Source organism: Nocardiopsis sp. CA-288880 (assembly GCF_050955985.1).
GTDB classification, from domain to species: Bacteria; Actinomycetota; Actinomycetes; order Streptosporangiales; family Streptosporangiaceae; genus Nocardiopsis; species Nocardiopsis tropica.
In genome coordinates this window covers 1,168,672-1,192,725 of the sequence record NZ_CP192105.1, presented here as the reverse complement: position 1 = coordinate 1,192,725, position 24,054 = coordinate 1,168,672, and the positions used below count along the sequence as shown (strand labels likewise).

Here is a 24,054-nt window from a genome sequence, read left to right as displayed (position 1 = left end):
CCCGTCGACCGGACGTCTGTGGGGGGCGGCCTGGGACGGGGGCCGCGGGGTTTCGGGGTGGGGCGCCCCGCTGGGGACGGGGCGCCCGCTGTCCTCCGTCGAACTCGGGCTTCCTAGCGGTCGCCGTAGTTGTAGAGGGTTTCGTTCACCGGCTCCGCTGTCGCGGTCGAGTCCGTGGCGAGGCTGGTGGCCAGAACGGTGCCACCCCCCGCCAGGGCCGCGCCGATGACGCAGGCGGCGATTACCTTGATCACTTGGGGATCTCCTTCCGCGCGCCCGACCCCGAACTGGGACCGAGGCACTGGAAAACGAGACTAGAACCTGATCTAGCCATAGACCAGATGATTGCCCCAACTGTAACTAACCCGCCGGTAACTTCCAACCCCGAAATGGTGGCTTTGTCTGCCTTGATGTGCTGATCCTGGACCTCCAGAAGGACCATGTCAGCCCCCTCCACCACCACGGACAGTCCGTCCACCCCGGACCAGAACTGGTTATCGACCGGTGCCGACACCGCCACGTACCGCACCCCGGCCCCGGCCAGGGCCCCGGGGTCCAGCCGCTCGGGCAGCCCGGTCCCCGGGTCCGGCCGCAGCAGCCCGGCGACCTCCCGGGCCCGGACGTCCTCGCCGGTCACCACCACCGCGCCGCCGTCCGGCGTGCCGACCACCAGGTCGTCGTTCCACACCGTCCGCCGGTCGAAGAGCCTGGTCGCCGGGTCGAGCACGACGGTCGGCCGACCGGACCAGTCGATCCCCCGGTAGGCGCTCCACGGGAGCACCAGCACCGCCCCGGGGCGCCCGTCCCCGGCCACCGCCCGCTGGGCCTCCAGCCAGGAGGCGGGGTAGTCGGCGGGAGCGAGCGCGCCGCCCGCGCCCCACAGGAGGCCGGGGAGGGTCACCACGGGAAGCAGCCCCGCGAACACCGCCAGCGCCATCCGCCACAGCCCGGCGGGCTCCGGGCGGGAGCCGCCCTCCGGCGGGGGGCCGTCTCCCCCCGGGGAACGGACGGCGCCCGCCGCGGGGAGGCCCTCCGGCGGCACGCCCCCCTCCCCCGCCGCGGAGGAGCCCGACAGCCACAGCACCACCGCTCCCAGCCCGAGCGCCTGCACCAGGGCCAGGGGGGCGACGTAGAGCTGGCCGTCCCGCAGCACCCCGAACCCCGGCCACAGCCCGACCAGCCAGCCCAGGAGCTCGCGGCCGGGTGCGGTGGCGCCCAGCAGGGCGATCGCCAGTCCCGCGGCGGCGGCCGCGGAGAGCCCCGCCCCGAAGGGGGGCCGCCCCCTCCGCAGCAGCCACGCCCAGCCCGCGAGCGCCGCCAGGCACAGGAGCAGCCGCGCGGCGGCCGTCACCGGCTCGCCGTAACCCGCCGGGACGGCCCCCGAGTTCCACACCCCGCCCAGGAGCAGCAGGGACACCGCCGTGCCGAACGGGGTGTCGGACCTGGCCGCGAACGCCTCCACCCCTGCCGGGTCGGTCCCCGCGCCGCTCGTCAGCGACGGCAGCAGCCACGGCAGCGCGACCGTCACCAGCGCCGCGAGGAAGAGCCCGGTCCGCGCCCACCGGCGACCGCCGGGACCGCCCGCTCCGGGCGGGGCGCCGCCGGGCTCGCGGCGGGCCCCCAGCAGAGCCACCGGACCCGCCGTGAGCCCGGTCAGCACCACGGACGAGAACCCGCCCACGGCCGCCGGGACGAGCGCGCGCACGACCCCGGCGAACCCCGCTCCCGGCCGGAGCCCCGCCGACCGGACGACGGCCCCCACCACCCACGGCAGCCCCGCGTAGCCCAGGAGCACGGCCCACTGGCCCAACAGCAGGCGTTCGGCGACGAACGGGTTCCACACGTACGCCAGGCCCGCGGCGGCCGAAGCCGCGAGCGTCCCGGCCCGCACCGGCCCGCCTCCCGCCGACGCGCGGGCGAACAGGACGGACGCCCCCGCCCCTCCCACGGCGAACACCGCCAGCAGCGCCAGAGCCTGCACCGCGTCGCCCGGCAGCACGCCCGACAGCGCGGCCACCACCACGTCGCTGGGCACGGCCCGGGGGAAGCCGTCCGCCCCCTCCAGCACCGTGCCCGGGGACAGGTCCGGCACGAACACCATGTCGTAGCGGAGCACGTACCCGGGGCCGAGCGCCGGCCCGAGCGCCAGGACGCCGGCGAGCAGGCCCACCGCCCACGGCAGCAGGCGCGCCGCCCACCGGAACCTCCGGGCGCCGCCACCGCCACCGCTCCGCACGGCCGTCAACCGCCCGCCAGGAGGGCGCTGTCGGAGAAACCGCCCTCCACGTAGTCCCGGTAGGAGCGGACCACGACCTCGTAGGCGCCCGACACCGTCGCCGTCCAGCGCGGCTCCTCCCCCGCCGAGCCGAGCGTGCGCCAGCCCTCCCCGTCCTCGGGGCCGCGGCCGTCGCGCCGTTCACAGCCCTCCTCCGGCTCCGAGGGGGCGGGCAGCGGCGCCTCGGGCGCCGGGGTCGGGCCGGGGACCGGCAGGGGCGGGTCGGTGGGAACCGGGTCCGGCGCCGGCGGGGACGGGTCCGCGCCCCCGTCCGGCGGGGCCGCCCCCCCGCCGTCCGGGCTGCCCGGCATCCCGTCCACGTCCGCGGGGACCCCCGGGAACCGCCGCTCGTCGGCGGACACGCAGTCCAGCGGCCGCACCCACACCTCGTAGTGGGAGGCCTCCTCCACCGCGTCCCACACCACCGTCGCGCCGCCGTCCCGGACCCGGATCCCGTCGGGTCCGGGGGGCGGGTCGTCGTCCCACACCAGCTGCAGGGGCTCGGACCCCGCACCCTCGTCCCTGCCCTTGAACGGTCGCACGACGAACTCGTACCGCGCACCGCTGAACAGCGACTCCACCAGCACGGACCTCTCGCCGCCGTCGTCCTCCACCTCGACCGGCAGCACCGACGCCTCGTCGGGGTCGGGCTCCACCCGGCGCTGCACCACCCGGTAGCCGGTCGCCCCGGGCACGGCCTCCCAGCTCAGCACGAGTCCGTCCCCGGTCTCCTCCGCTACGGGCTCGGGAGCGGTCGGCGGCCCGACCGGCAGGCGCGGGAGCGGGCGCTCGAACGCCCGGCCGACGCCCAGCGGCTCGGCGAGCGCGTCGGCGAACGCCGCGGCGATCCTCAGCTCGCCGCGCGCGTTCGGGTGCGCCTCGTCCCAGTTGTCGCGCGCCGGCGCGTACCCGTCGGCGACCCGCGCGACGACCACGGGCGAGTCGCCGGAGGTGAGCTGCCGGGCCAGGTCGACCAGCCCCATGTTGAACCGGGCGATCTCCTCGTTGAACCGGCCGTCGTCGCCGGTGCCCTCCACCGCGGGCAGCTCACCGATGACGAAGCGCGTCTCGCCCTGCACGACACGGACCGTGGACACCGTCTCGCCGATGCCCTCCAACGCGTGGTCCGCCCCGTGCCCGGCGAGGATGTCCTCGGTCCCGGCGAGGAGCAGCAGGTACTGGGGGGCGTGCTCGGCCGCCACCTCCGCCACACCGGTGGCGAGTTCCCTCGTGGACGTGCCCCAGCGCGCCGCGTGGTCGGTGTCGAAGCCGGGGTCCGCGTAGTCACGGTTCCCGGGCTCCCCCTCGTCGAGCCCGTACAGGTCGTCGCGGGGTCCGACGAAGTCGGTCTCGACGCCGGCCTCCCGCAGGTGGGACCACAGGTGGAAGCGCCAGGTGTAGTCGCCGCTGCTCCCCTGGGTCAGGGAGTCGCCGACCAGCATGAGGCGCAGCTCGCCCGCGGGCGGCCCCGGAACCGTGACGGGCTCCTCCGCGAGCTCGTCCCCCTCGCCCCGCGCCCCGCCCGAACCGGTCTGGATGAGCAGGAGGGTGACGGCCATCGCCGCGAGCATCACCCCCAGGAGCCCGAGCGGGCCGGGCTCGAAGCGCGAGGAGCGGTACCGCCAGGGGGCCGGGCGCGGCCAGGGCAGGTCACGCCACGAGAAGTCCCGCGCGTGCCCGCGCCAGGAGGGCGGGAGCAGCCCCGCCGCCCGCGACCACGGCGAGGGGCCCGCCCCGCCCGCCGCGGAGGAGCGCTCCTCCGCCTCCGGTTCCGGGACGCCGTTCGCGCCGTCCTCCGCCCCCGCGCGCGGGGGGTCGACCGCCCCGCCGCGGGGCTCGGAGGTGTCCCCGCCGGGCTCGCCTGGGTCCTGCACCATGCCCCATTCCTCGCCGTCACGCCCTTCGGCAGCCCCGGAACAGGTTCTATGCCCACGCCCGGAGCCACACCGTCCCTGGCTGTTCAGACGAGGACATGGGGCTCGTCAGACCAGACTAGAACTGGTTATATGGAGGTCGTCAACCGTCCAAAGTCCTCCGGCGGCCGATGTGGGACCGCGCATCCCGACGTTAGCGCCACCCGTGTCCGCCGAGACCCCCGCCCCGGCGCTGCCGCACCGGGCTCCGGCACGCGGGCCCTCCCGACGCCGCCGCCTCCGAGCCGAAAGGCCCCTCCCGTGATCGGACTCCTGGTCGCGCTCCTGTCCGCCGTGGTCTACACCGTCGGCCTGAGCGTGCAGCAGCGTGCTCTGCACGGGTCGGAGTCGATCTCGGTCAACCGCCCCCTCCACCTGGCGCGCGTACTGCTCGGCAACCCCCGCTGGGTGTTCGGCTGCCTCTTCACCGCGCTCGGCAGCGTGGGGCTCATCGTCTCCCTCGGCCTGGCCCCGGTGTCCGTGGCCCAGCCCGCGTTCGCCGCCGGGGTGGCGTGCGGCATCCTCGTCGTCACCCTCGTCGTGGGCGAGCGGATCACCCGCGGCGAATACGTGGCCCTGGCCCTCATGCCGGTCGCCCTGGGCCTGCTCACCCTGTCCACCGCCGACGGCGCGGAGACCGGGACCACCGCCGACACGGGGCTGCTCGTCACCGTCAGCCTGGCCACCGTGGCGGTGTGCCTGGCCGTGGTCGCCCTCACCGGCGGCGGCGGACGGTCCATGTCGGCGGCGGCCCTGGGCGCCGCGGCCGGCTTCGCCCAGGGGAGCGCCGGACTCCAGGGCAAGGGCCTGGGCGGACTGCTGGCCGACCACGGCCTGTGGGCCGCCGTGGCCCCCGCGCTCCTGTCCCCCTACCCCTACCTGTACGCGGTCGGGTGGGCGGTGGGCATCGTCCTCTTCCAGACCTCGCTCCAGCGCTCCCGCGCGTCGATCACCGCGCCGGTGTCCAACGTGGCGGGCAACGTGTTCATGGTCGTGACGGGCACGATCCTGTTCGGGGAGCGGCTGCCCGACGACCCGCTGATGCTGGCGCTGCGGATCGGCGGCTTCGCGCTGACCCTGGTCGTGGTGGTCCTGGTGCGCGGCAACGTGGCCAGGGCCGAGGCCGACACCAGCCGCAGGCGGGCGCACCTCGCCGACGCCGCGCCGCCCGCCCCCTCCCGGAACGGCACGGACGCGCCCGGGGCCTGACCCCGGCCGTCCCGCGGAAGGCGGGGCCCGGCGCCGCCGCCCGCGCCGGAGACGTCGGCGGGCCCGTGTCCGCGGACACGGGCCCGCCGACGGCGGAGGGCACGCGCGGGTCAGGCGGCCACGGAGACGGCCCGGCGCAGACCCGGGGCGGCGACGTCCGCCCAGGCCCGCACGACGCTGTCGGGCCGGCCGGTCTCGTCGTCGGCCAGGATCAGGCCGGGCTCGGCCACCCAGGCGCCCAGGTCGGCGAGCAGGATCCGCAGGTCCTCCTCGATGCCGTGGCTGTTGCGCAGGTCGTCCACGACGGCCAGCGGGACAGCGACGGTGTGGCCCAGGCCCAGCTCGGGCAGGCGGTCGAGGAACACCTTCAGCAGGCCGGTGTAGGTGCCGTGGGCCTGCGGGGACGCGACGAGCAGGACGTCGCTCCGCCGCACCGTCTCCAGGGCGGCGTCCACGGCTTCGGAGGACTCGGCGAGCAGGTCGGGGCCCAGCTCCGCGAGGTCGATGACGTCGGGGGCGGAGGCGACCCCCGCGCGGGAGGCCACCTCGGAGGCGGCGCGCAGGGCGGTGTCGCGGACGGCGGAACGGGAGCGGGGGGCGGCGACGAGCACGGTGAAGCGGGTCATGCGGAACTCCTGGGTTCGGTCAGAGCGAGCCGGGATCGACCGGAGGAAACGTCGGGGGGCGGCGATCGGGGTGCTGACACCGGAGAGGACGTCGTTCCTCTTACCGACACGGGGAGTGGACCTCGTCGTCCGGGACTCGGTGCGTCGGGCCTGGCAGGGAGGCTCCGCGGGCCGGGGTACGGCCCGGGCCCAGAACTGGGAGTGATGAGCGTCCGGTGTCTGCGGTAGGGCACGGTCACGGGAGTACACCCGTGGCGCGGGGCTGCGGCCCCGCAAGGCACTAGCTACGACAGAGCGCGCTCGCCTGCTGTCTCAGATCGACATGCAGGCGCTGGACAAGCAGCTCACCGGCGGACATGCCTCCATCATGAGGCGCGGCGGCCGCTATCGTCAATGCGTGCCGACCCCCCACCCCGCGACGACAGGTCCCGACGACGTACCGTCCAGCCCTCGGACAGCCGTCCCAGGGTTCGGAACGCCCCAGCTCCGCAGGGGATACGGGGCGCAACGGCGGAAGGCACACCCCCTTCCACCCGGCGCCGACGCACCGATGTAATTTGCGCCACACAACCTTCGCCCTCCCGTTCACCGGGCGCCGCAGACGCAGAGAGAGCTCGAACATGGCCCACACCCCCGTCACGCTCACCAACGCGCGCGTCGTGACCCCCGACGGAGTCCACGACGGCTGGCTGCGGGTCGAGAACGGCCGCGTGGCCGCGCTCGGCCCGGACGCCCCCTCCTCCGGGGCCTCCACCGGCGAGGTCCGCGACCTCGCCGGCTCGTGGGTCCTCCCCGGACTGGTCGACACCCACATCCACGGCGGGGCCGGGCACGCCTTCCCCGAGGCCGATCCGGAGGGCGTCCGCGAGATCGTCGCCTTCAACCGCCGCCACGGGGTGACCTCCCTGGTGGGGGGCCTGGTGGCCGCCACCCCCGAGGACACGGTCCGCCAGGTGGCGGCGCTCGCCGAGCTCTGCGACGCCGGGGAGCTCGCGGGGATCTACCTGGAGGGGCCGTTCATCGCCCGCTCCAAGTGCGGGGCGCACGACCCGGAGCTGCTGCGCGACCCGGACACGGCCGAGTTCGACCGCTGGCTGAAGGCCGGCCGGGGGCACGTGCGCATGGTCACGGTGGCCCCCGAACTCCCGGGCGCCCTGGACCTGATCGGCGCGGCGGTGTCCTCGGGGGTGGTGGCCGCCGTGGGGCACACCGACGCCGGCTACGAGCAGACCCTGGCGGCCTTCGACGCCGGGGCGACGGTGGCCACCCACGTGTACAACGCGATGAGGCCGCTCAACCACAGGGACCCGGGACCGATCGCGGCCGCGCTGAACGACGGCCGGGTGACCCTCGAACTGATCATGGACAACGTGCACGTCCACCCCGGCGCGGCGGCCCTGGTGTTCGCGGCCGCGGGCGCGGACCGGGTGTCCCTGGTGACGGACGCGATGTCGGCGACCGGGCTGGGCGACGGCGAGTACACGCTGGGCGACCTGCGGGTGCGCGTGAGCGGCGGCGAGGCGCGGCTGGTGGAGAACGGGGCGATCGCCTCCAGCACCATCGTGCTGCCCCGAGCCGTGCGCAACGCGGTCGAGGGGCTGGGGGTCGGCGTGCCCGAGGCGGTGCGGTCCGCGTCGTCGGTCCCCGCGGCGGCGCTGGGCCTGGCCGGCGCGGGGCGGATCGAGGTCGGGGGCCACGCCGACCTCGTCGTCATGTCGGAGGGGCTCACCGTGTCCGACGTGATGTACCGGGGGGCCTGGACGGCATGACGGCGTGTCGCCATCCGGGTGCGTAACGGTATTATAACCTTGGGTCACAATGGCGGCAGGGCATCGAGGAGAGCACCCGCGCTCGACACGAAAGGATCTGCGCCATGGCCCAGTCGAGACAGACCGAGGACGAGCAGCCGACCCAGGAGGCCTCCGAGGAACACGGGCACCTCGGCAAACTCGCCGGCGAACTGTCCCGTTACTCCGTCCGGGCGGACGTGGTCGACGGCCGCTCGCCCTACCTTCGGGTGAGCAATCCGGCGTCCACCTGCGCGGTCGAGGACGTGATCTGTGAACGCAGGGAATTCGACTACGCGTTCCTCGCCTCGTTCGGAGTCCACCTCGGCAGCAGCGGGAGCCTCGGGGTCACGGCCCACAAGGTCGCCTGGCTGGTGGGGGCCACCGAGGCGTGACGCGCGTCCGCGCCGGCGGGGGCGGCGCCGCCCGGCGCCGCCCCCGCCCGGGACCGGGGCCGCCGGGAGGCGCCGCGGGGGCGCGGGAATGGGCTCCGGACCGATCACCGCCCCGGGGAGAGGCCCGACACCCTCTGGCTTTACCTTGTAGATTCACCCATCCCGCCACCGGCGCGACGCCCGCCCCTCACTCCCGCGCTCCCCGGAAGCCCTCGAGGAAGGCCGAGCCGACGACCGCGCCGGCCTCCTCCGCCCCGAGCCGGCCCGCGAGGACCAAGCCCAGAGCCCTCTCCACCAGCGCGGTGAACATCTCGAACTGCACGTCCTCGGGGACGTCCGAGCGCAGGGTCCCGTCTGCGACGCCGCGGGCGACCAGGGCCCGGAGCGGGCCGGAGACGCGCTCCTCCCCGCCGCCCGGGGACATCCGCGCCTTCTGCTCGCGCACCGGCTTCAGCTGGACCACGGCGGCGTACTTGCGCCCCTCGGCGAGGAACGCGCGGACGAGCCGCGCGATCCCCTCCGGGACGGGGACGGAGTCCACGCGGGCGTCGGCGATCCGGGCGCCCAGGTCGTCGAGCGCCCGCTCCACCATGCCCGCCACCAGGGCCTCCCGGTTGGGGAAGTAGCGGTAGAGGGTGGCCCTGCCGACCCCCGCGGCCTCGGCGATGGACGCCATGCTGACCGCGTCCCCCCTCTCGGCGAGCACGGGCGCCGCGGCGTCGAGGATCCCGGCGGCGACATGGTCGCGAAGGACTGGTCTCTGCATCCCCCGAGCATACGGCCACGCCTCATCCATTGACGCAAGGGTTCCATGGTGAGACAGTATTGTCTCAAAAAGAGACCCGTCAGGGGGCGTTCTGCCATGAAGAACCGACGACTGGGCCTGACCGACCACGAGATCAGCCCGATCGGCCTCGGCTGCATGCAGTTCTCCGGCAGGGGGATCACGGAGGGCTTCTACCCCGCCATCGACCCCGCGCTGCCCGGTGCGATCGTGGGAGCCGCGCTGGAGGGCGGGATCACCTGGTTCGACACCGCCGAGATGTACGGCCGGGGCGCCTCGGAGCGGGCGCTGGCCTCCGCGCTCAGGAACCGGGGGGTCGCGCCGGGGGAGGTGGTGGTGGCGACCAAGTGGTCGCCCTTCGGCAGGACCGCCGCGAGTATCGCGCGCACCCTCCCCCGGCGGCGGGCCGCCCTCGGCGAGTACCGCGTGGACCTGCACCAGATCCACATGCCCAGCGGGTCCCTGTCCCCGCACACGGCTCAGCTGGACGCCATGGCACGCCTGCGGCGCGAGGGCGCGGTCGGCGCGGTCGGGGTCAGCAACTTCTCCGCCTCCCAGATGGAGCGCGCCCACGCCCGCCTCGCGGCGAACGGCGTGGTCCTGGCCTCCAACCAGGTGCAGATCAGCATGCTCCACCGCGAGATCGAGGACAACGGGGTGCTCGAGACGGCCAGACGCCTGGGCATCACCCTCATCGCCTACAGCCCCCTGCGCATGGGCGTCCTCACCGGCAAGTTCCACGAGCGGCCGGAGCTGGTCGCCTCGCTCCCCCTCACACGTCGGCTCATGGTCGGGGAGTACCGGCCCGGCGGGATGGCGCGGACCGCGCCCCTGGTCCGCGAGCTGCGCGCGGTCGCCGGGGCCCACGGGGCCACCCCGGGCCAGGTCGCCCTGAACTGGCTGGTCACCCACTACGGCGACACCGTCGTCGCGATCCCCGGCGCCTCGAAGGAGCGCCATGCCCGGGAGAGCGCCGGCGCCATGGACCTGGCCCTGACCGCAGCGGAGTCGGCCCGCCTGGACGAGGCGTCCCGCGCGGCCGTGCGCGGTTAGCCCCCGGCGGGGCCGGAGGCGCGGGCAGGGCCCTCGCCTCAGCCCTCCCCGGGCCGGGGTCCGCGGGCGGTGACGCGGATCTTGGACTGGCCGTGCGGCCGTTCCTCCCAGTCCTCCATGAAGCGCGCGTCGAGCCCGTGCTTCTCCGCCAGGGCGATCAGCGTGTCGGTGCGGTAGTAGAAGTCCTCGCGCAGCACCTGGTGCTCCTCGCCCTCGGTCCGGTCGAACGTGAAGTCGAAGAACCCGCCCGGCGCCAGGATCCTCTCCACGTTCGCCAGGGCCTCGTCGATCACCTCGATCGGCGAGTGGGAGAACACGCTGTGCGCGTGCACCACGTCGAAGCGGCCCTCGGGCAGGAACGAGAACGTCAGGTCCCGCGTGATGGTCAGGTGCGGCAGCTTGGACTGGAGCCCCCGCTCCGCGAGGACCCCCTTGGCGGCGATGAGGATGTCCGGGGAGATGTCGATCCCGTAGTAGCCCCCCTCGTCCAGGTAGTCGATCAGCCGCCACCCCGCCCGCAGGTTGCCGCAGCCGATGTCCAGCATCCGGTGCCCGGGCTCGAGGCCGTGCTCGACCAGGTAGTCGAACTGCATCCGCCCCAGGGCCAGCCAGCGTTCCTCGTTCCGGCTGCCCACCGCGGCCCTGGGGTCCCTGGCAGCGTCGGAGGCCATCACCGCCCGGTAGTAGTCCACGTGGTCGCGGTGGGTCATCCGCAGTCTCCAGTCCCGGACGGTCCGGCGCACGTGGGGCACCACCCTCCCGGGGTTGCGCAACGCGTAGCGCACCTTGTGCGCCAGGGACGAACGGTTCGCGTTGAGGGACTCGGCTGTCTTGTTCGGCATCAGCAGAACTCTCGTGTCGAAGGCGCTCCGCGTGCCCGTCGGGTCGCGGGCAAGGGGACCACGAGGCTACTTCTTCCGACCCGGCGGCGAAAGGGAGGCCGAGGACCGCCGGACAGGGCCTGCGGGCACGCACCCGGGGGCGCCCTCAGCCCCCGGGGCGCTCCCGCCGGGCCGCCGCCAGGCGGACGGCGCCCCGGAGCGCGAGGAGGACGGCGATCGCCCCCACTGCGGCCCCGGCGGCGAACCCGGCCAGGTCCCCGGCACCCTCCGTGTCGGCGACGCCGGACACCAGGTTCAGCACCGACCACCCGCCCGCGACGAGGGCGACCGTGAGGGAGGCTCCGATGACGAGCGCCCCCTTGCGGCCGAAGAAGTGGCGGCGCCCGCCGGGCGCCGGCGGGGAGTCCAGCTCCGCGCCGGGCCCCGTGGTGACCGAACCGGGGCGCTTGAAATAGGAGAGGACGGACCAGCGCCCGCACGGCTCCCATCCCCCGGGCGCCAGCCGCTCCTCGAGGAGTTCGCGGTCCGCGCGACCGGAGCCGACCTCCTGGCGGTACTCCCACGTCTGGGGCCGTTCCGCGGGCCTCCGGCTGACGAAGCGGCCGAGCCTGTCCACCCGCTCCACCTCCCACCCCTGGGCGCCCATCTCGTTGAGCCGGGCGGGCGCCTCGAAGGCGTCGGCGGTCCACACGAGGGCCTCGTCCTCCGGGCCGACTCCGGTACCGTCGGCGTCCCCCTCGCCGGAGGCGCGTGTCAGCGCCGCGGCGAACTCCTCCACCGGACCGAACTCCTCCTCGGGGTCCGCACCGCTCTCCGCCGCATGGGCGGACAGGTCGTCCAGCAGCGCCCGGAACCGCTCACCGTCCACGCCGTGCTCCCGCAGCCGTGCGGCGAGGGCTCCGAAGTAGTCGCTCATCCAGTCTCTCCGTCCACGAGTACCGAGCGCACCGAGGCGTCGAACTCCATCCAGGCCGCGCCCTGCTCCCGCAGGAAGTCGCGTCCGCCGTCGGTCAGTGCGTAGTAGCGGCGGCCGGGCCCCTTCTGCGCGGCGCGGTACTCCGCGACGACCAGTCCGGCCTCTTCCAACCGGTTGAGCACCGGGTAGAGCGTGCCGCCGCGGATCCTGCCGAACCCGCTCCCGTCCAAGCGTTTGGAGATCTCGTAGCCGTAGCTCTCCCCCTCCGTCAGGGTGGCCAGGACCAGGAGGTCCAGCACCCCCTTGAGCCAGCTCGCACGGCGGTCCATGCGCGTGTCCCCCTCCGTCGGGAGCCGCACGCCCCGGTCGCCCGGAAGCTGCGGCTCCTCGCCTCCGCCACCGGCGGTGGATCGACTTCACTACCTAGAAAGTATAACCACCTAGTCAGTTTCACAACCTAGGTGACGTCGCTGAGTGGACACGGGTCCGGGCGCACGAAGGGCCCCGGCCCGCCGACTGCGGCGGACCGGGGCCCGGAACGACGGACGGCCCCGCGAGCGCGATCACGCGCAGGCAGGGCCGTCCCGTCATGGAACAGGGGTGACGCGAACCGGCCGGGAACCGCGGGGCGAGGCCTCGCGCCGGGTCCGGGAAGGCGTCCACGGACAGAACGACGGGACGGCCCCGCGCGGCGGCATGAGCCGTCGCACGGGACCGTCCCGTCATCACGTGGAGGTGGCGGGAATCGAACCCGCGTCCTTCAGCACCGAGCCAGGGCTTCTCCGGGTGCAGTCTGCGCTGTCGTTCTACTCGGCCTCAGCGCTTGCACAGACACATCGCTGACAGGCCCAGCCACGAAAATGTCCCGCTCAGGCCCCGTGGCCTGATCTGAGCGGTAAGTCACCTTGTTGATGCCGAGTCCTGGGCCGATGACATGCTCAGGTCGACAGAGACGCTATCGCTTAGGCAGCGAGAGCGAACTCAGTGCGCTTAGAATTGGCACTTGTGTTTATGCGAATGCAGGATTAACGAGGTCACAAACGCAACCCTCGACCCGCTTCCCCTGGAACGACTACCGAAGTCGAAACCGATCACCCCCTGTGAAATTGTCAAAGCCTCCCGTCAGACGGTCGGCCGACACGCGAGCGCCGAACGCCCGTGCGTCCGTCACTCTACCCTTACAACGGCACGGGGACCAAGCTGATTCCCGTCCGGGGCCCCGAATCCTCCCTGACACGGAGAACCCCCGTGAGCGCGGACGCGAGAAGTGGTCGACGCGGCTCACGGGGGGCGGTCGGCAGGGTCCGGCCGACCTCGTGGGAACCGGCAGGATCTCCCCCGAGATGAGGTCCTGCCCCACGTACTGGTCCGCTACCCCCGTGGCGGTCCCAGTCACAGGGGAAGACGCGGGCGGTCCCCCCGGGAGTTGCCCGGGGGGACCGTTCTTTGCCGCTCCTTGGACCGCGCGGACCCGCCGCCGGCCGGCCGCGACGGGGAGGGGCCTCCGCCCCGCCGGCCGCTACCAGCCGACCTGCTCCTCGCCGCCGGTGAGCTCGGCCCCGTCCAGCGGGACCGTCCCCTCGGCGGGAGCGCCGGAGGCCAGCGTGTTGAGGAAGACGTTGGTGGCGTCCACCGCGTACTGCGACCACGCGGTCATGCTCGGGTCCATCTCGGCCAGGACCGCGAAGGCGATCCCGTCCTTGTAGCCCACGAACCAGTGCAGCGCGGTGCCGTCCTGCTCGGTACGGGCGGCCTGCCCGTACACCTCTCCCCCGCCGGCGAGCAGTTCGGGCATCCGGTTGACGACGGCGTCGCGCATCCCCGTGCGCACCACCTCGAGGTGGGCCTCGTCCAGGGCCTCGGCCCCGGCCGGGGACGGGCCCTCCTGCCGGACCAGGGTGGGGGCGTGCCAGGTGCCGTCGGCGACGGCGCCCGCCGCGAGCGCCATGCTCAGCGGGCTCACCCGGACGCCGTGCTCGCCGATCATGGCGGAGGCGACGTCCTCGTCGGCGCCGCCGATGGAGACGGCGCCGGAGGACGCGGGGACGGGCAGCTGCCACTCGGCGCCGATGCCCAGCTTCTGCGACGTCTCGGCCAGGGCGTCGGCCCCCACCTCGGAGCCGAGTTCCACGAACCCGACGTTGCAGATGAAGGCGAGGTTGCGGGCCAGGTCCGGTTCCCCGGACAGGAACCCGCTGCTGGGGTTGACGTAGGTCCGTCCGCCGACCTCGGCCGAGAAACCGCACGGCACGACGCCGTCGGGCGTGGTGGCGCCGGACTCCAGCGCCGCCAGGGCCGACACCATCGTGAAGGCTCCCCCGGGCTCGTAGGAGCCGGTGAGGGCCGCGTCGTCGGTGGTGTTGCCGGAGGCGTTGGCGGCCGCCAGGACCTCGCCGCTGGCGGCGTCCACGGCCACCAGGTAGCCGTTGTCGGGCAGGGTCTCCAGGGCCGTCTCCGCGGCGCGCTGCACGCCCGAGTCCAGGGTGGTGTCGATGACCCCGCTGAGCTCCCCCGCCCACGAGTCGAGGACGTCGGTGACCTCTCCGCCGTCGTCCAGGGAGACGACCTGGGTGGTGCCGGAGCCCGCCAGCTCGTGCTGGAAGATGTTCTGGAGGCCGCTCAGCCCGATCGTGTCGCCCGCCTGGTAGGGGCCCGGCACACGGGCGGACACCCGGTGCTCGGACGTGCCGGCGACCTCGCCCAGCAGGAACGGCGCCATCGACGGCGTCAGGTTGATCTCGACCTCCTGCGTGTCGACGCCGGAGATCCTCCCGGCCTCGCTCAGCAGGTTCTCGTCCACGCTGGAGCCGCGCATGAGCACGAGCGGCTGGAACTGCTCGGGCGGGGCGGAGCGCACGCGGTTGAGGAGCGGGTCGGGGTCCTCCTCCAGGAGTTCGGCGAGCTGGGTGACCCCGGCCTCCTTGTCCTCCATCTCGGCGGGGAACACGCCGAACGCGGTCACGCTGTCCGCGGAGACCAGCGGCTCGCCCTCGCGGTCGAGGATCTGCCCGCGCTCCTGGCTCTCGTAGCTGACCGCCAGCCGCTCGTTCTCGCTGAGGTCGGGGTGCAGGACGCTCGACGACCAGCTGATCTTCCAGCCGTCCGCGCCCCACGCCAGGGGCATGCGGCCGGTGTAGTTCCATGTCGGGTCGCCGATGCCGAGGTCGGCGTGCACCTCGAACTCGGCGTCGGCCGCGTCGCCGTCACGGGTGATGGGGCCCAGGCCGAAGCGCAGGGACGCCAGGTCGAGCTGTTCGCGCATGTCCGTGAGCGCGCCCGCGACCTCCTCGGGGTCGCCGTCGGTGTACGCCGCGGCCCCCTCGTGGTCCCCGTCCTGCCAGGCGAGCAGGAAGGACCTGACCGCCACCTCCGGACTGGGGTTCGGTGTGCAGGCGGCCAGGGTGGCGGCGAGGATCAGTGCGCTGCCGACGGCCGTGAACCGGCCAAGGGGACGGGGGGACACCGTGTGTGTTCCTTTCGGGCGCCTCATCGGTTGCGGCGGCGGAGCGCGCGTTCCATGTCCCGCTTCGCCTCGCGCTCGGCGATGTCGTGGCGCTTGTCGTACTCACGCTTACCGCGGGCCAGAGCGATCTCGACCTTGGCCCGGCCGTCGCTGAAGTACAGGGAAAGCGGTACCAGCGTGTGACCGGGCTCCCGGGTCTTCCCGATGAGCCGGGAGATCTGCTCGCGGTGCAGGAGTAGCTTACGCGATCGCCGGGCCGCGTGGTTGGTCCAGGTTCCCTGCGAGTACTCCGGGATGTGCACGTTCTCCAGCCACACCTCGCCGTCGTTGATGTGGGCGAAGCCGTCGACGAGGGAGGCCCGGCCCTGCCGGAGCGACTTGACCTCGGTGCCGGTGAGGACCAGACCCGCCTCGTAGGTCTCGTCGATGTGGTAGTCGTGCCGGGCTCGCTTGTTCTGCGCGATGAGCTTGTGCCCGGTTTCCCGTGCCACAGGTCTGTCCCTTCATACGTCCGGGGGGCACGAGGCCCCCCGGTTGTGGTCTTTCCGCCCCCCGGCGGCCGCGTCAGACCTTCAGGTAGCGGCGCAGGGTGAGGAACGAGGTCACGGCGCACAGCAGCACACCGAGGATCATCGACACGCCGATGACGTACATCAGCGCGCCCGTGCCGAGGGCGACGTCGAACTGGAACCACTCCTCGATCCGGGTGAGCAGCGTGAACCGTGTGGCCACGATGAACCCGGAGGCGATCAGACCGCCGGCGAAACCGGCGATCGCGCCCTCGAGGAGGAACGGCAGCTGGATGTAGAAGTTGGACGCGCCGACCAGCCGCATGATGCCGGTCTCCCGGCGGCGGCTGTAGGCGGAGAGCCTGATCGTGTTGCCGATCAGCAGCGCGGCCGCGGCCAGCTGCACGAGGGCGACGACCAGGGCGGCCCACTTGAGGACGTCCAGCAGACCGAAGAACTGCTCCAGCAGGCCCCTGTCGTTGGAGACGCTGTCGACGCCGGGCGACCCCTGGACCGCCGCGCGCACCGTGTCGTAGTGCGACGGGTCGGTGAGCTGCACCCGGTAGTTGTCCGGGATGTCACCTTCCTGGGCGGCGCCGGCCAGGGCCTCGTTGGAGGCGCCGAGCCGGTCCTGGAAGTCCTGCCAGGCCTGGGCCGGGGTCAGGTACTCGTAGCCGTCGACCTCGTTCATGCCGTCCAGCTTGGCGGCCAGCTCGGCGCGGTCCTCCTCCGTCGCCGCGCCGTTCTCCTCGCAGATGCTGGTCGGCGAGATGTCGGTGCACATGTAGACGGTCAGCGTGATCCGCTCGTCCCAGTAGGTGCGCATCTCGGAGACCTGCTGGTTGACCAGCAGACCGGCACCGAACAGGCTGAGGGAGATGGCCACCGTCGTGATGACGGCGATGGTCATCGTCAGGTTTCGACGCAGGCCGATCCACGTCTCGGAGAGAACGAATTGTGCTCGCATGATCTGTTAAAGGTCCATCCTTCGGGGCTTTGCCGCGCCGGTCCTCGCAGCAAGGAGGTCAGTACGCCTGGCCGTAGACGCCGCGCGTCTGGTCGCGCACTACCAGGCCCTCTTCAAGCTCGATCACGCGCTTGCGCATCGAGTCGACGATGGCGGCGTCGTGTGTCGCCATGACGACGGTGGTGCCCGTGCGGTTGATTCGGTCCAGCACCTTCATGATGCCGATGGAGGTCGCGGGGTCGATGTTTCCGGTGGGCTCGTCGGCCAGCAGGATCTGCGGACGGTTGACGAAGGCGCGGGCGATGGCCACGCGCTGCTGCTCACCACCGGAGAGCTCGTTGGGCATGCGCCCGGCCTTGCCCTCCAGGCCGACGAGTTCGACGACCTCGGGCACGACCTTGCGGATGAAGCGCCGCGGCTTGCCGATGACCTCCAGGGCGAAGGCGACGTTCTCGAAGACGTTCTTGTTCGGCAGGAGTCGGAAGTCCTGGAAGACGCATCCGATGCGTCGGCGCAGGTGCGGGACCTTCCAGTTGGAAAGCCGCGCGAGGTCCTTGCCGGCGACGTGGACGCGTCCCTTGTCGGGCTTCTCCTCCTTGAGCACCAAGCGGAGAAAGGTCGACTTTCCGGAGCCGGACGGGCCCACCAGGAAGACGAACTCGCCCTTGTCCACGTCGATGGAAACACCGTCGAGCGCGGGACGCTTCTGGGTCGGGTACTGCTTGGTGACGTTCTCGAAGTGGATCACAGGCGCATCACAAGGCTCTCGAAGGTATGGGCGACCTGGCGGAGGATACTCCGCTCGGGTCGTACCGGCCACATGGCCAACCGACAGTGTAGAGGGGGGAGCGGCCCGGATTGTCCAGATCGCGTCTCGCCCGCAACGTCAGTGCACTCTCGGACAGCAGCCACGAGCATATCGGAGGTGTCAACCGATGATAACGTTCACATATAGCAACTTCGGTAAAACTGCGGAGTCGTACTCATCACCATTGGGCTACGGCACCCCCGCCGGCCCCGTCCGGACACCCGCGGTACCGGTTCCGGGACCGGGCGTGTCCCCGCTGCGGGGCGCGGCCCCGGGGCCTCCCCCGGCGCGGACCGCGGGTGACGCGGTCCGGCCCGGCGGACGCGGCCCCGGAACGGTCCGCGGACCCCGGCCTAGCCGTCCTGGCGCTCGCGGCTGCGCATCCAGCGGATCTCCGCGTCGATGAAATCGTCGATCTCACCGTCGAGGACCGCCGACGTGTTGCCGGTCTCCATGCCGGTGCGCACGTCCTTGACGCTCTGGTAGGGCTGGAGCACGTAGTTGCGCATCTGGGTCCCCCAGCTGCTCACCGAGTCGCCGCGGATCTCGTCCAGCGCCGCCTGCTCCTCCTCGCGCTTGCGTGCGAGGAGCTTGGACTGGAGCATCGACATGGCGGTCGCCTTGTTCTGCAGCTGCGAGCGCTCGTTCTGGCAGGACACCACGATCCCGGTCGGCAGGTGGGTGATGCGCACCGCCGAGTCGGTGGTGTTGACGCCCTGGCCGCCCGGACCGCTGGAGCGGTACACGTCGATGCGCAGCTCGGTCTTCTCGTCGATGTCGATGTGGTCGCTCTTCTCGACCATCGGCACGACGTCGACGCCCGCGAAAGAGGTCTGGCGCCGGTTCTGGTTGTCGAACGGCGAGATGCGCACCAGGCGGTGCGTGCCGTGCTCTCCGCGCAGGGTGCCGTAGGCGAAGGCCGACTTGACCGCGAAGGACGTGGACTTGATGCCCGCCTCCTCGGCGTAGGAGGTCTCGTAGACCTCCGTGGGGTAGCCGTGCCGCTCCGCCCAGCGCAGGTACATGCGCTGGAGCATCTGCGCCCAGTCGGCGGCGTCCACGCCGCCGGCCTGGGAGTTGATGGTGACGATGGCCTCGCTCTCGTCGTGCGGGCCGTTGAGCAGGGTCCGCACCTCCAGCTCGCCGATCTCCTTGCGCAGCTGCTCGAGCTCGCGGTCGGCCTCGTCCTTGGTGTCCGCGTCGTCCTCGACCTCGGCCAGCTCGAAGAGGACGCCGAGGTCGTCGAGCCGCTGGCTGATGCCGTTGACCTTGTTGACCGTGGACTCCAGGACGGAGAGGCGGCGCGTCACCTTCTGCGCGTTGTCCTGGTCGGCCCACAGCTCGGGGTCCGCGGACTGCTCGCGCAGCTCGGCGATCTGGGTGCCCATCGCCTCCAGGTCCAACACTGCGGAGACGCTCGCCAGGGTCGCCGCGAGTTCTTTGATCTTCTCTGCTGGGTCCATGTCTGCCACGGTCCCCAGTGTAGGACCCCGGGACGAGGCGGGGCCCCGCGCGGCGTCGCGCGGGGCCCTCGGGGCCCCGGGCCCGGGGCTCCCGCCCCGGACACGGGTCCGGCTAGTCGACCAGGGAGCGGAAGGACCGCAGGGCCACCGACAGCGTGGCCAGGTCGAACCGCTCGTGCTCCTGGATCTCCGACAGGGTGATGCCGGCGCGCTCCACCGTCTCGCTGTTCTGCGCCAGCCAGGCGGCGATCAGCTCGTCGGCGTCCTCCGACGGCCCGCTCTCCAGGACCCGGCCGGTGAGGTCGGCGTGCGCGGCGTACAGGTCGTCGCGCAGCGCCGAACGCGCCATCGTGGCCCACCTGTCGTCGCGCGGCAGGTCGATGATGCGCTCGCGCCACCAGCTGATGTTGAGCCGGTCGGCCAGGGCGAAGTACAGCTCCGCGACCTTGGCGACCGGACGGCCGGTGCGGCGCGCGATCTCCACCAGGTCCAGGGTGGAGTACGCGGGCACCATGGCGGCGACCCGCTCGGCGAGGCCGGAGGACACCCCCATCGACACGTAGCGGTCGCGGCGCTCGGTGAACGCCTCCCGGTCGCGTCCGCGGAGCATCTCGACCAGGCGCGGCAGCACCTCCCCGACACCGTCCGCGAAGAAGCCGATCTCGCTGCGGATGTCGAAGGGGAAGGTGCGGTTGCGCAGCAGCCACCGGGCGGAGCGCTCGGCCAGCTTGCGCGTCTCCAGCAGGAGGGACAGCTGGCTGTCCACCGAGATCTCGTGGTCCAGCTCCTCGACCGCGTCCCAGAACCTGCGGAGCTGGAGCACCTCCTGGACCACCAGGAACGCGCGGGCGATGTCCGCGGCGCCGGATCCCAGCTCCTCGTTGAGGCGGAACGCGAACGTCACCCCGGAGCGGTTGACGAGCTGGTTGACGACCTGGTTGACGATAATCTCCCGCCTCAGCGGGTGGGAGGCCACGCCCTCGGCGAAGCGCTCCGACCGCAGGGGCGTGGGGAAGTAGCCGGTCAGGGTGTCGGCCAGGTACGGGTCCTCGGCGAGGTCGGACGCGGCGATCTGGTCCTTGAGGCTGATCTTGGTGTACGACAGCAGGGTCGCGAACTCCGGCCCGGTCAGGCCCTTGCCCGCGGCGCGCCGCTCCGCGATGGTCTTGTCCGACGGCAGGTCCTCCTGCTTGCGCTTGAGGACCTTGGTGCGCTCCAGGTGCCGCATGTACCTGCCGTGCACGTGCAGCATCTGCCGGTCCTGCTTGCGCGCGGCGCCCAGGACCGTGTTCTGGGCGTAGTTGTTGTCCAGGACCAGGTCGGCGACCTCGTCCGTCATGTCGATGAACAGCTGGTCCCGGTCGCCCTTGCCGAGGCTGCCCGCCCGCACCTCGCGGTCGAGCATGATCTTGATGTTGACCTCGTGGTCGGAGGTGTCCACACCGGCGGAGTTGTCGATGAAGTCGGTGTTGACCCGGCCGCCCTCCCGGGCGAACTCGATGCGGGCGGGCTGGGTCAGGCCCAGGTTGCCGCCCTCGCCGACCACCTTGACGCGCAGTTCCGTGGCGTCGACGCGGACCTGGTCGTTGGCCTTGTCGCCGGCGTCGGCGTGCGTCTGGGTGCTTGCCTTGACGTAGGTGCCGATGCCGCCGTTCCAGAGCAGGTCGACCGGCGAGGTGAGGATGTGCCGGATCAGCTCGTCCGGGGTGAGCGAGTCGACGTCCTCGTCGATGCCCAGGACCTCGCGCACCTGCGGGGTGACCGGCACGGACTTGGCCGTGCGCGGGTGCACTCCGCCGCCCGCGGAGAGCAGGGCGGGGTCGTAGTCCTCCCAGGTGCTCCGCGGCAGGTCGAAGAGCCGCTTGCGCTCCGCCCAGGAGGTGTGCGGGTCGGGGTCGGGGTCGAGGAAGACGTGGCGGTGGTCGAACGCGGCCACCAGCTTGGTCTGCTTGCTGAGGAGCATGCCGTTGCCGAACACGTCGCCGGACATGTCGCCGACGCCGACGGCGGTGAACGGCTCCTCCTGCACGTTGACGCCCATCTCGCGGAAGTGGTACTTGACCGACTCCCAGGCGCCGCGCGCGGTGATGCCCATGGCCTTGTGGTCGTAGCCGACCGAGCCGCCCGAGGCGAAGGCGTCGCCGAGCCAGAACCCGCGCTCGGTGGAGATGGCGTTCGCCGTGTCGGAGAAGGTCGCGGTGCCCTTGTCGGCGGCCACGACCAGGTAGGAGTCGTCCCCGTCGTGCAGGACGGTGCGCTCGGGGTGCACCACCCGGCCGTCGACGAGGTTGTCGGTGACGTCGAGCAGGCCGCTGATGAAGTCCTTGTAGCAGGAGACGACCTCGGCCGTGACCTGTTCGCGGGTGCCGTTCTCGGGCAGGCGCTTGCAGACGAACCCGCCCTTGGCCCCGCTGGGGACGATCACGGAGTTCTTCACCATCTGGGCCTTGACCAGGCCGAGGACCTCGGTGCGGAAGTCCTCGAAGCGGTCGGACCAGCGCAGTCCGCCACGCGCGACCGAGCCGAAGCGCAGGTGCACGCCCTCCACCCGGGGGGAGTACACGAACATCTCGAACCGCGGCCGCGGGTGGGGCAGCTCCGGGATCGCCTGCGGGTTGAGCTTGAGCACCAGGTAGGGGCGCCCCTGGTAGTGGTTGGTGCGCAGGGTGGCGCGGATGACCGCCAGGAAGGAGCGCAGGATGCGGTCGTGGTCCAGGCTGGCCACGGCCTCCAGCTCGCCCTCGACCTTGCGGATGATCGCGTCGGCGCGCTCGTCGCGGCCCGCGTCGGACTGGTCGGGGTCGAAGCGGGCCTCGAACAGCTCGACCAGCAGGTTGGCGATCCCGACGTTGGCGACGAGGACGTCGGCCAGGTAGTCCGGGGTGAACGTGGACCCGGTCTGGCGCAGGTACTTGGCGTAGGCGCGCAGGACGGTGAGCTGGCGCCAGTCCAGCCCCGCCCGCACGACCAGGGCGTTGAACCGGTCGGACTCGCCGAGGTCGCGCCAGGAGGCGTCGAAGGCCTCCTCGAACAGCGCCTTGAGGCGGTCGGGCCGGAGGTCGGACTCGGGGATGGGGCCGAGGCCGAAGTCGTAGACCCACACCTTGCCGACGCCCTGCACGGAGATGTCGGAGGGCCACTCGTCCACGACCTCGACCCCGAGGTCCTCCAGGACGGGCAGGACGCGGGACAGCGAGATGGGCTCGCCGATCCGGTAGAGCCGGAACCGCCAGGCGCGGTGACCGTCCTCCTCCCTCCGGTAGAGGCTGGCGGAGAACGCGCCGTGCCGCTCGTCGGGGTCGGTGCGCCCGATCAGCTCCTCCAGCACGCCGATGTCCCCGGCGGCCGTGGAGGGGCTGTTGTCGACCTTGTAGGCCTCGGTGATGCCGCTGCCGTAGCGCTCCTTGTACGCGGTGGCCCGGACGGGGCCGAAGGCCTCCGTGAGAGCGTCGTCGAAGTCGGCGTCCCAGGAGCGGGCGGCGTTGCGGACCTTCTCCTCGAGGGAGACCTGGTCGATGTCGGCGAGGGTCCGGCCGTGCTCCGCGCGGGCCACCAGGTACAGGCGGGCGAGCGGCGCGGCGCCGATCAGCACGTTGTGGTCCATCGTGGCGCCCTGGAAGGCGTCGGCGAGGACCTTCTGGATGTCGAGGCGCACCCGGGTGCTGTACTGGTCGCGCGGCATGTACACGAAGCAGGACATGTAGCGGCCGCCGTACGGGTCGCGGCGCATGAACAGCTTGGTGCCGCGGCGGTCGCGCAGGCGCAGGACGCCGCGGACGATGTTGTACAGCTCGTTCACGGGGATCTGGAGGAGTTCCTCCCGGGGGAAGGTCTCCAGGAGCTCGATGAGGTCGGAGCCGTCGTAGCTGTCGGCCTCGAACCCGGCCAGGGCCAGCACCTCGGCCTGCTTGCGCCGCAGGATCGGGATCTGGGCGATGCTGGTGGTGTTGGCCTGGGAGGTGAACAGCCCCAGGAACCGGCGCTCGCCGACGATGTTGCCCTGGGCGTCGAACTTCTTGACCCCGATGTAGTCCAAGTACTTGGGGCGGTGGACGGTGGCCCGCGAGTTGGCCTTGGTGAGGACCAGGATGTAGGGCTCGCGGGCCTTGCCCCGGATCTCGGGGGGCAGGGCGGCGAAGCTGGTGGAGGCGGGCGAGTCCATGCGCAGGACGCCGAGGCCGGATCCGGGCTCGGGGCGCAGGGAGTCGTCGCCGTTCTCGTCGGTGACCAGGGAGTACTCGCGGTAGCCCATGAAGGTGAAGTGGCGGCTGGCCGTCCAGCGCAGGAAGTCGACGCTCTCGCCGATCTCGCGCGGATCGACCCCTCCGGCCACGAGGCGGTCGGGGTACGCGGCGAGCTCGTCGGCGATCCGGATGGCCCGGTTGCTCATCTTGGCGGCGTCCTCGTCCACGTAGCGGACGTCGTTGAGGACGCTCTCCACGCGGTCGGTGATCTCCTTGACCCGCTCGGGGTCGGACTGCCGGTCGATCTCGATGTGCATCCAGGACTCGTCGGTGGGGAGCAGGCCCTCCCCTCCGAGCTCCGGGTCCACCCTCACCAGGCGGCCGGCGAGGTCGCGGCCGACGGTCATCTGCGGGTGGATGATCAGCCGGGCGCCCGCGCCGAGCTCGTTGAGCGCCATGGTCACGGACGAGACGAGGAAGGGCGCGTTGTCGGTCACGACCTCGACGACGCTGGTCTGCTGCTCCCAGCCGTCGCGGTCCGCGGCGGGGGTGTACACGCGGACCTTGGCCCGCCCCGGGGTGCGCTCGGTGCCGAAGGCGCGGTGGGCCCCGGCGGGACCGCAGATCTGCTCCGGGGTGCGCCCGGAGATCTCCTCGGGGTCCGTGTGGCGGTAGTAGAGGGGCAGGAAGCGCCGCACCGCGTCGGCCTCCTCGGGACTGAGTCGCGTTCCCGGGGACCACTTGGCGGCCGCCTCGCTGAGCAGCTTCTGGAGGATGACGTCGGATTGCCCGGTCATGTGGCTATCTCACTCCTTTGTGAGCAACGTCGCACGCGCACTGGGAGAACACCCGGTCATATG

At 72.4% G+C, this 24,054-nt stretch carries 18 protein-coding genes and 1 other RNA gene; 4 read left to right on the top strand and 15 right to left on the bottom strand.

Annotation, left to right across the window (positions count from 1 at the left end):
• Nucleotides 1-113: 113 nt before the first annotated feature.
• From ACQPYD_RS05300 to ACQPYD_RS05290, 3 genes are read right to left on the bottom strand one after another with little or no spacing between them, the layout of a single operon-like run.
• The gene (locus tag ACQPYD_RS05300) at nucleotides 114-254 is read right to left on the bottom strand and encodes a hypothetical protein (protein WP_267948341.1); all 141 of its coding nucleotides are present in this window, start codon (nucleotides 252-254) and stop codon (nucleotides 114-116) included.
• Nucleotides 251-2,236, bottom strand: a complete 1,986-nt coding sequence (locus ACQPYD_RS05295; protein WP_433701962.1) for a hypothetical protein — start codon at nucleotides 2,234-2,236, stop codon at nucleotides 251-253. Before ACQPYD_RS05295 ends, ACQPYD_RS05300 begins: the two co-directional genes overlap by 4 nt.
• A 5-nt stretch (nucleotides 2,237-2,241) precedes the next feature.
• Nucleotides 2,242-4,152, bottom strand: coding sequence for a GDSL-type esterase/lipase family protein (locus tag ACQPYD_RS05290; RefSeq protein WP_433700012.1), 1,911 nt, complete (start codon nucleotides 4,150-4,152; stop codon nucleotides 2,242-2,244).
• A 297-nt stretch (nucleotides 4,153-4,449) separates the two neighbouring features.
• On the opposite strand from ACQPYD_RS05290, the gene ACQPYD_RS05285 reads away from it, so the two are divergent.
• Nucleotides 4,450-5,397: a hypothetical protein gene (locus ACQPYD_RS05285; protein WP_433700011.1), complete on the top strand. Its 948-nt coding sequence runs from the start codon at nucleotides 4,450-4,452 to the stop codon at nucleotides 5,395-5,397.
• Nucleotides 5,398-5,507: 110 nt separating this feature from the next.
• Here ACQPYD_RS05285 and ACQPYD_RS05280 read toward each other — a convergent pair whose 3' ends face one another.
• A complete protein-coding gene (locus tag ACQPYD_RS05280; protein WP_433700010.1) occupies nucleotides 5,508-6,023 on the bottom strand; it encodes an NADPH-dependent FMN reductase in 516 nt (171 codons plus the stop codon).
• Between the two features lie 620 nt (nucleotides 6,024-6,643).
• On the opposite strand from ACQPYD_RS05280, the gene nagA reads away from it, so the two are divergent.
• Nucleotides 6,644-7,792 (top strand): N-acetylglucosamine-6-phosphate deacetylase, encoded by a 1,149-nt coding sequence (nagA, locus tag ACQPYD_RS05275; protein WP_433700009.1) that lies wholly within the window; start codon nucleotides 6,644-6,646, stop codon nucleotides 7,790-7,792.
• A gap of 104 nt (nucleotides 7,793-7,896) precedes the next feature.
• A complete protein-coding gene (locus ACQPYD_RS05270; protein ID WP_330158937.1) occupies nucleotides 7,897-8,205 on the top strand; it encodes a hypothetical protein in 309 nt (102 codons plus the stop codon).
• Between the two features lie 187 nt (nucleotides 8,206-8,392).
• Here the strand turns inward: ACQPYD_RS05270 and ACQPYD_RS05265 are convergent, their stop codons facing one another.
• Nucleotides 8,393-8,971 (bottom strand): TetR/AcrR family transcriptional regulator, encoded by a 579-nt coding sequence (locus ACQPYD_RS05265; RefSeq protein ID WP_433700008.1) that lies wholly within the window; start codon nucleotides 8,969-8,971, stop codon nucleotides 8,393-8,395.
• Nucleotides 8,972-9,067: 96 nt separating this feature from the next.
• Here ACQPYD_RS05265 and ACQPYD_RS05260 point away from each other — a divergent pair, with 96 nt between their 5' ends.
• Nucleotides 9,068-10,042, top strand: coding sequence for an aldo/keto reductase (locus ACQPYD_RS05260; protein WP_433700007.1), 975 nt, complete (start codon nucleotides 9,068-9,070; stop codon nucleotides 10,040-10,042).
• A 38-nt stretch (nucleotides 10,043-10,080) separates the two neighbouring features.
• Here ACQPYD_RS05260 and ACQPYD_RS05255 read toward each other — a convergent pair whose 3' ends face one another.
• From ACQPYD_RS05255 to ACQPYD_RS05210, 10 genes are all read right to left on the bottom strand, one after another.
• A complete protein-coding gene (locus ACQPYD_RS05255; protein WP_433700006.1) occupies nucleotides 10,081-10,884 on the bottom strand; it encodes a class I SAM-dependent methyltransferase in 804 nt (267 codons plus the stop codon).
• 145 nt (nucleotides 10,885-11,029) lie between these two features.
• Nucleotides 11,030-11,800: a DUF2812 domain-containing protein gene (locus ACQPYD_RS05250; protein WP_433700005.1), complete on the bottom strand. Its 771-nt coding sequence runs from the start codon at nucleotides 11,798-11,800 to the stop codon at nucleotides 11,030-11,032.
• Complete coding sequence (locus ACQPYD_RS05245; RefSeq protein ID WP_433700004.1) at nucleotides 11,797-12,129, bottom strand: PadR family transcriptional regulator; 333 nt, start codon at nucleotides 12,127-12,129, stop codon at nucleotides 11,797-11,799. Before ACQPYD_RS05245 ends, ACQPYD_RS05250 begins: the two co-directional genes overlap by 4 nt.
• 398 nt (nucleotides 12,130-12,527) lie before the next feature.
• Nucleotides 12,528-12,899, bottom strand: a transfer-messenger RNA (tmRNA) gene (ssrA, locus tag ACQPYD_RS05240).
• Between the two features lie 420 nt (nucleotides 12,900-13,319).
• Nucleotides 13,320-15,263: a penicillin-binding transpeptidase domain-containing protein gene (locus ACQPYD_RS05235; RefSeq protein WP_433700003.1), complete on the bottom strand. Its 1,944-nt coding sequence runs from the start codon at nucleotides 15,261-15,263 to the stop codon at nucleotides 13,320-13,322.
• A gap of 23 nt (nucleotides 15,264-15,286) precedes the next feature.
• On the bottom strand, nucleotides 15,287-15,754 hold the full coding sequence (gene smpB / locus ACQPYD_RS05230) for an SsrA-binding protein SmpB (protein WP_267948331.1): 468 nt from the start codon (nucleotides 15,752-15,754) through the stop codon (nucleotides 15,287-15,289).
• 73 nt (nucleotides 15,755-15,827) lie between these two features.
• Nucleotides 15,828-16,739: a permease-like cell division protein FtsX gene (ftsX, locus tag ACQPYD_RS05225; protein WP_344182442.1), complete on the bottom strand. Its 912-nt coding sequence runs from the start codon at nucleotides 16,737-16,739 to the stop codon at nucleotides 15,828-15,830.
• A gap of 58 nt (nucleotides 16,740-16,797) precedes the next feature.
• On the bottom strand, nucleotides 16,798-17,487 hold the full coding sequence (gene ftsE, locus ACQPYD_RS05220) for a cell division ATP-binding protein FtsE (protein ID WP_267948329.1): 690 nt from the start codon (nucleotides 17,485-17,487) through the stop codon (nucleotides 16,798-16,800).
• Between the two features lie 413 nt (nucleotides 17,488-17,900).
• Nucleotides 17,901-19,019, bottom strand: a complete 1,119-nt coding sequence (gene prfB / locus ACQPYD_RS05215) for a peptide chain release factor 2 (protein ID WP_433700002.1) — start codon at nucleotides 19,017-19,019, stop codon at nucleotides 17,901-17,903.
• Nucleotides 19,020-19,122: 103 nt separating this feature from the next.
• Nucleotides 19,123-23,991, bottom strand: coding sequence for an NAD-glutamate dehydrogenase (locus ACQPYD_RS05210; protein ID WP_433700001.1), 4,869 nt, complete (start codon nucleotides 23,989-23,991; stop codon nucleotides 19,123-19,125).
• Between the last annotated feature and the right edge of the window lie 63 nt (nucleotides 23,992-24,054).

Coding starts and splice junctions, on each gene's coding strand:
- ACQPYD_RS05290 (WP_433700012.1), bottom strand. CDS start 4,152: ATGGTGCAGGACCCAGGCGAGCCCGGCGGGGACACCTCCGAGCCCCGC.
- ACQPYD_RS05280 (WP_433700010.1), bottom strand. CDS start 6,023: ATGACCCGCTTCACCGTGCTCGTCGCCGCCCCCCGCTCCCGTTCCGCC.
- nagA (WP_433700009.1), top strand. CDS start 6,644: ATGGCCCACACCCCCGTCACGCTCACCAACGCGCGCGTCGTGACCCCC.
- ACQPYD_RS05270 (WP_330158937.1), top strand. CDS start 7,897: ATGGCCCAGTCGAGACAGACCGAGGACGAGCAGCCGACCCAGGAGGCC.
- ACQPYD_RS05265 (WP_433700008.1), bottom strand. CDS start 8,971: ATGCAGAGACCAGTCCTTCGCGACCATGTCGCCGCCGGGATCCTCGAC.
- ACQPYD_RS05260 (WP_433700007.1), top strand. CDS start 9,068: ATGAAGAACCGACGACTGGGCCTGACCGACCACGAGATCAGCCCGATC.
- ACQPYD_RS05255 (WP_433700006.1), bottom strand. CDS start 10,884: ATGCCGAACAAGACAGCCGAGTCCCTCAACGCGAACCGTTCGTCCCTG.
- ACQPYD_RS05250 (WP_433700005.1), bottom strand. CDS start 11,800: ATGAGCGACTACTTCGGAGCCCTCGCCGCACGGCTGCGGGAGCACGGC.
- ACQPYD_RS05245 (WP_433700004.1), bottom strand. CDS start 12,129: ATGGACCGCCGTGCGAGCTGGCTCAAGGGGGTGCTGGACCTCCTGGTC.
- ftsX (WP_344182442.1), bottom strand. CDS start 16,739: ATGCGAGCACAATTCGTTCTCTCCGAGACGTGGATCGGCCTGCGTCGA.
- ACQPYD_RS05210 (WP_433700001.1), bottom strand. CDS start 23,991: ATGACCGGGCAATCCGACGTCATCCTCCAGAAGCTGCTCAGCGAGGCG.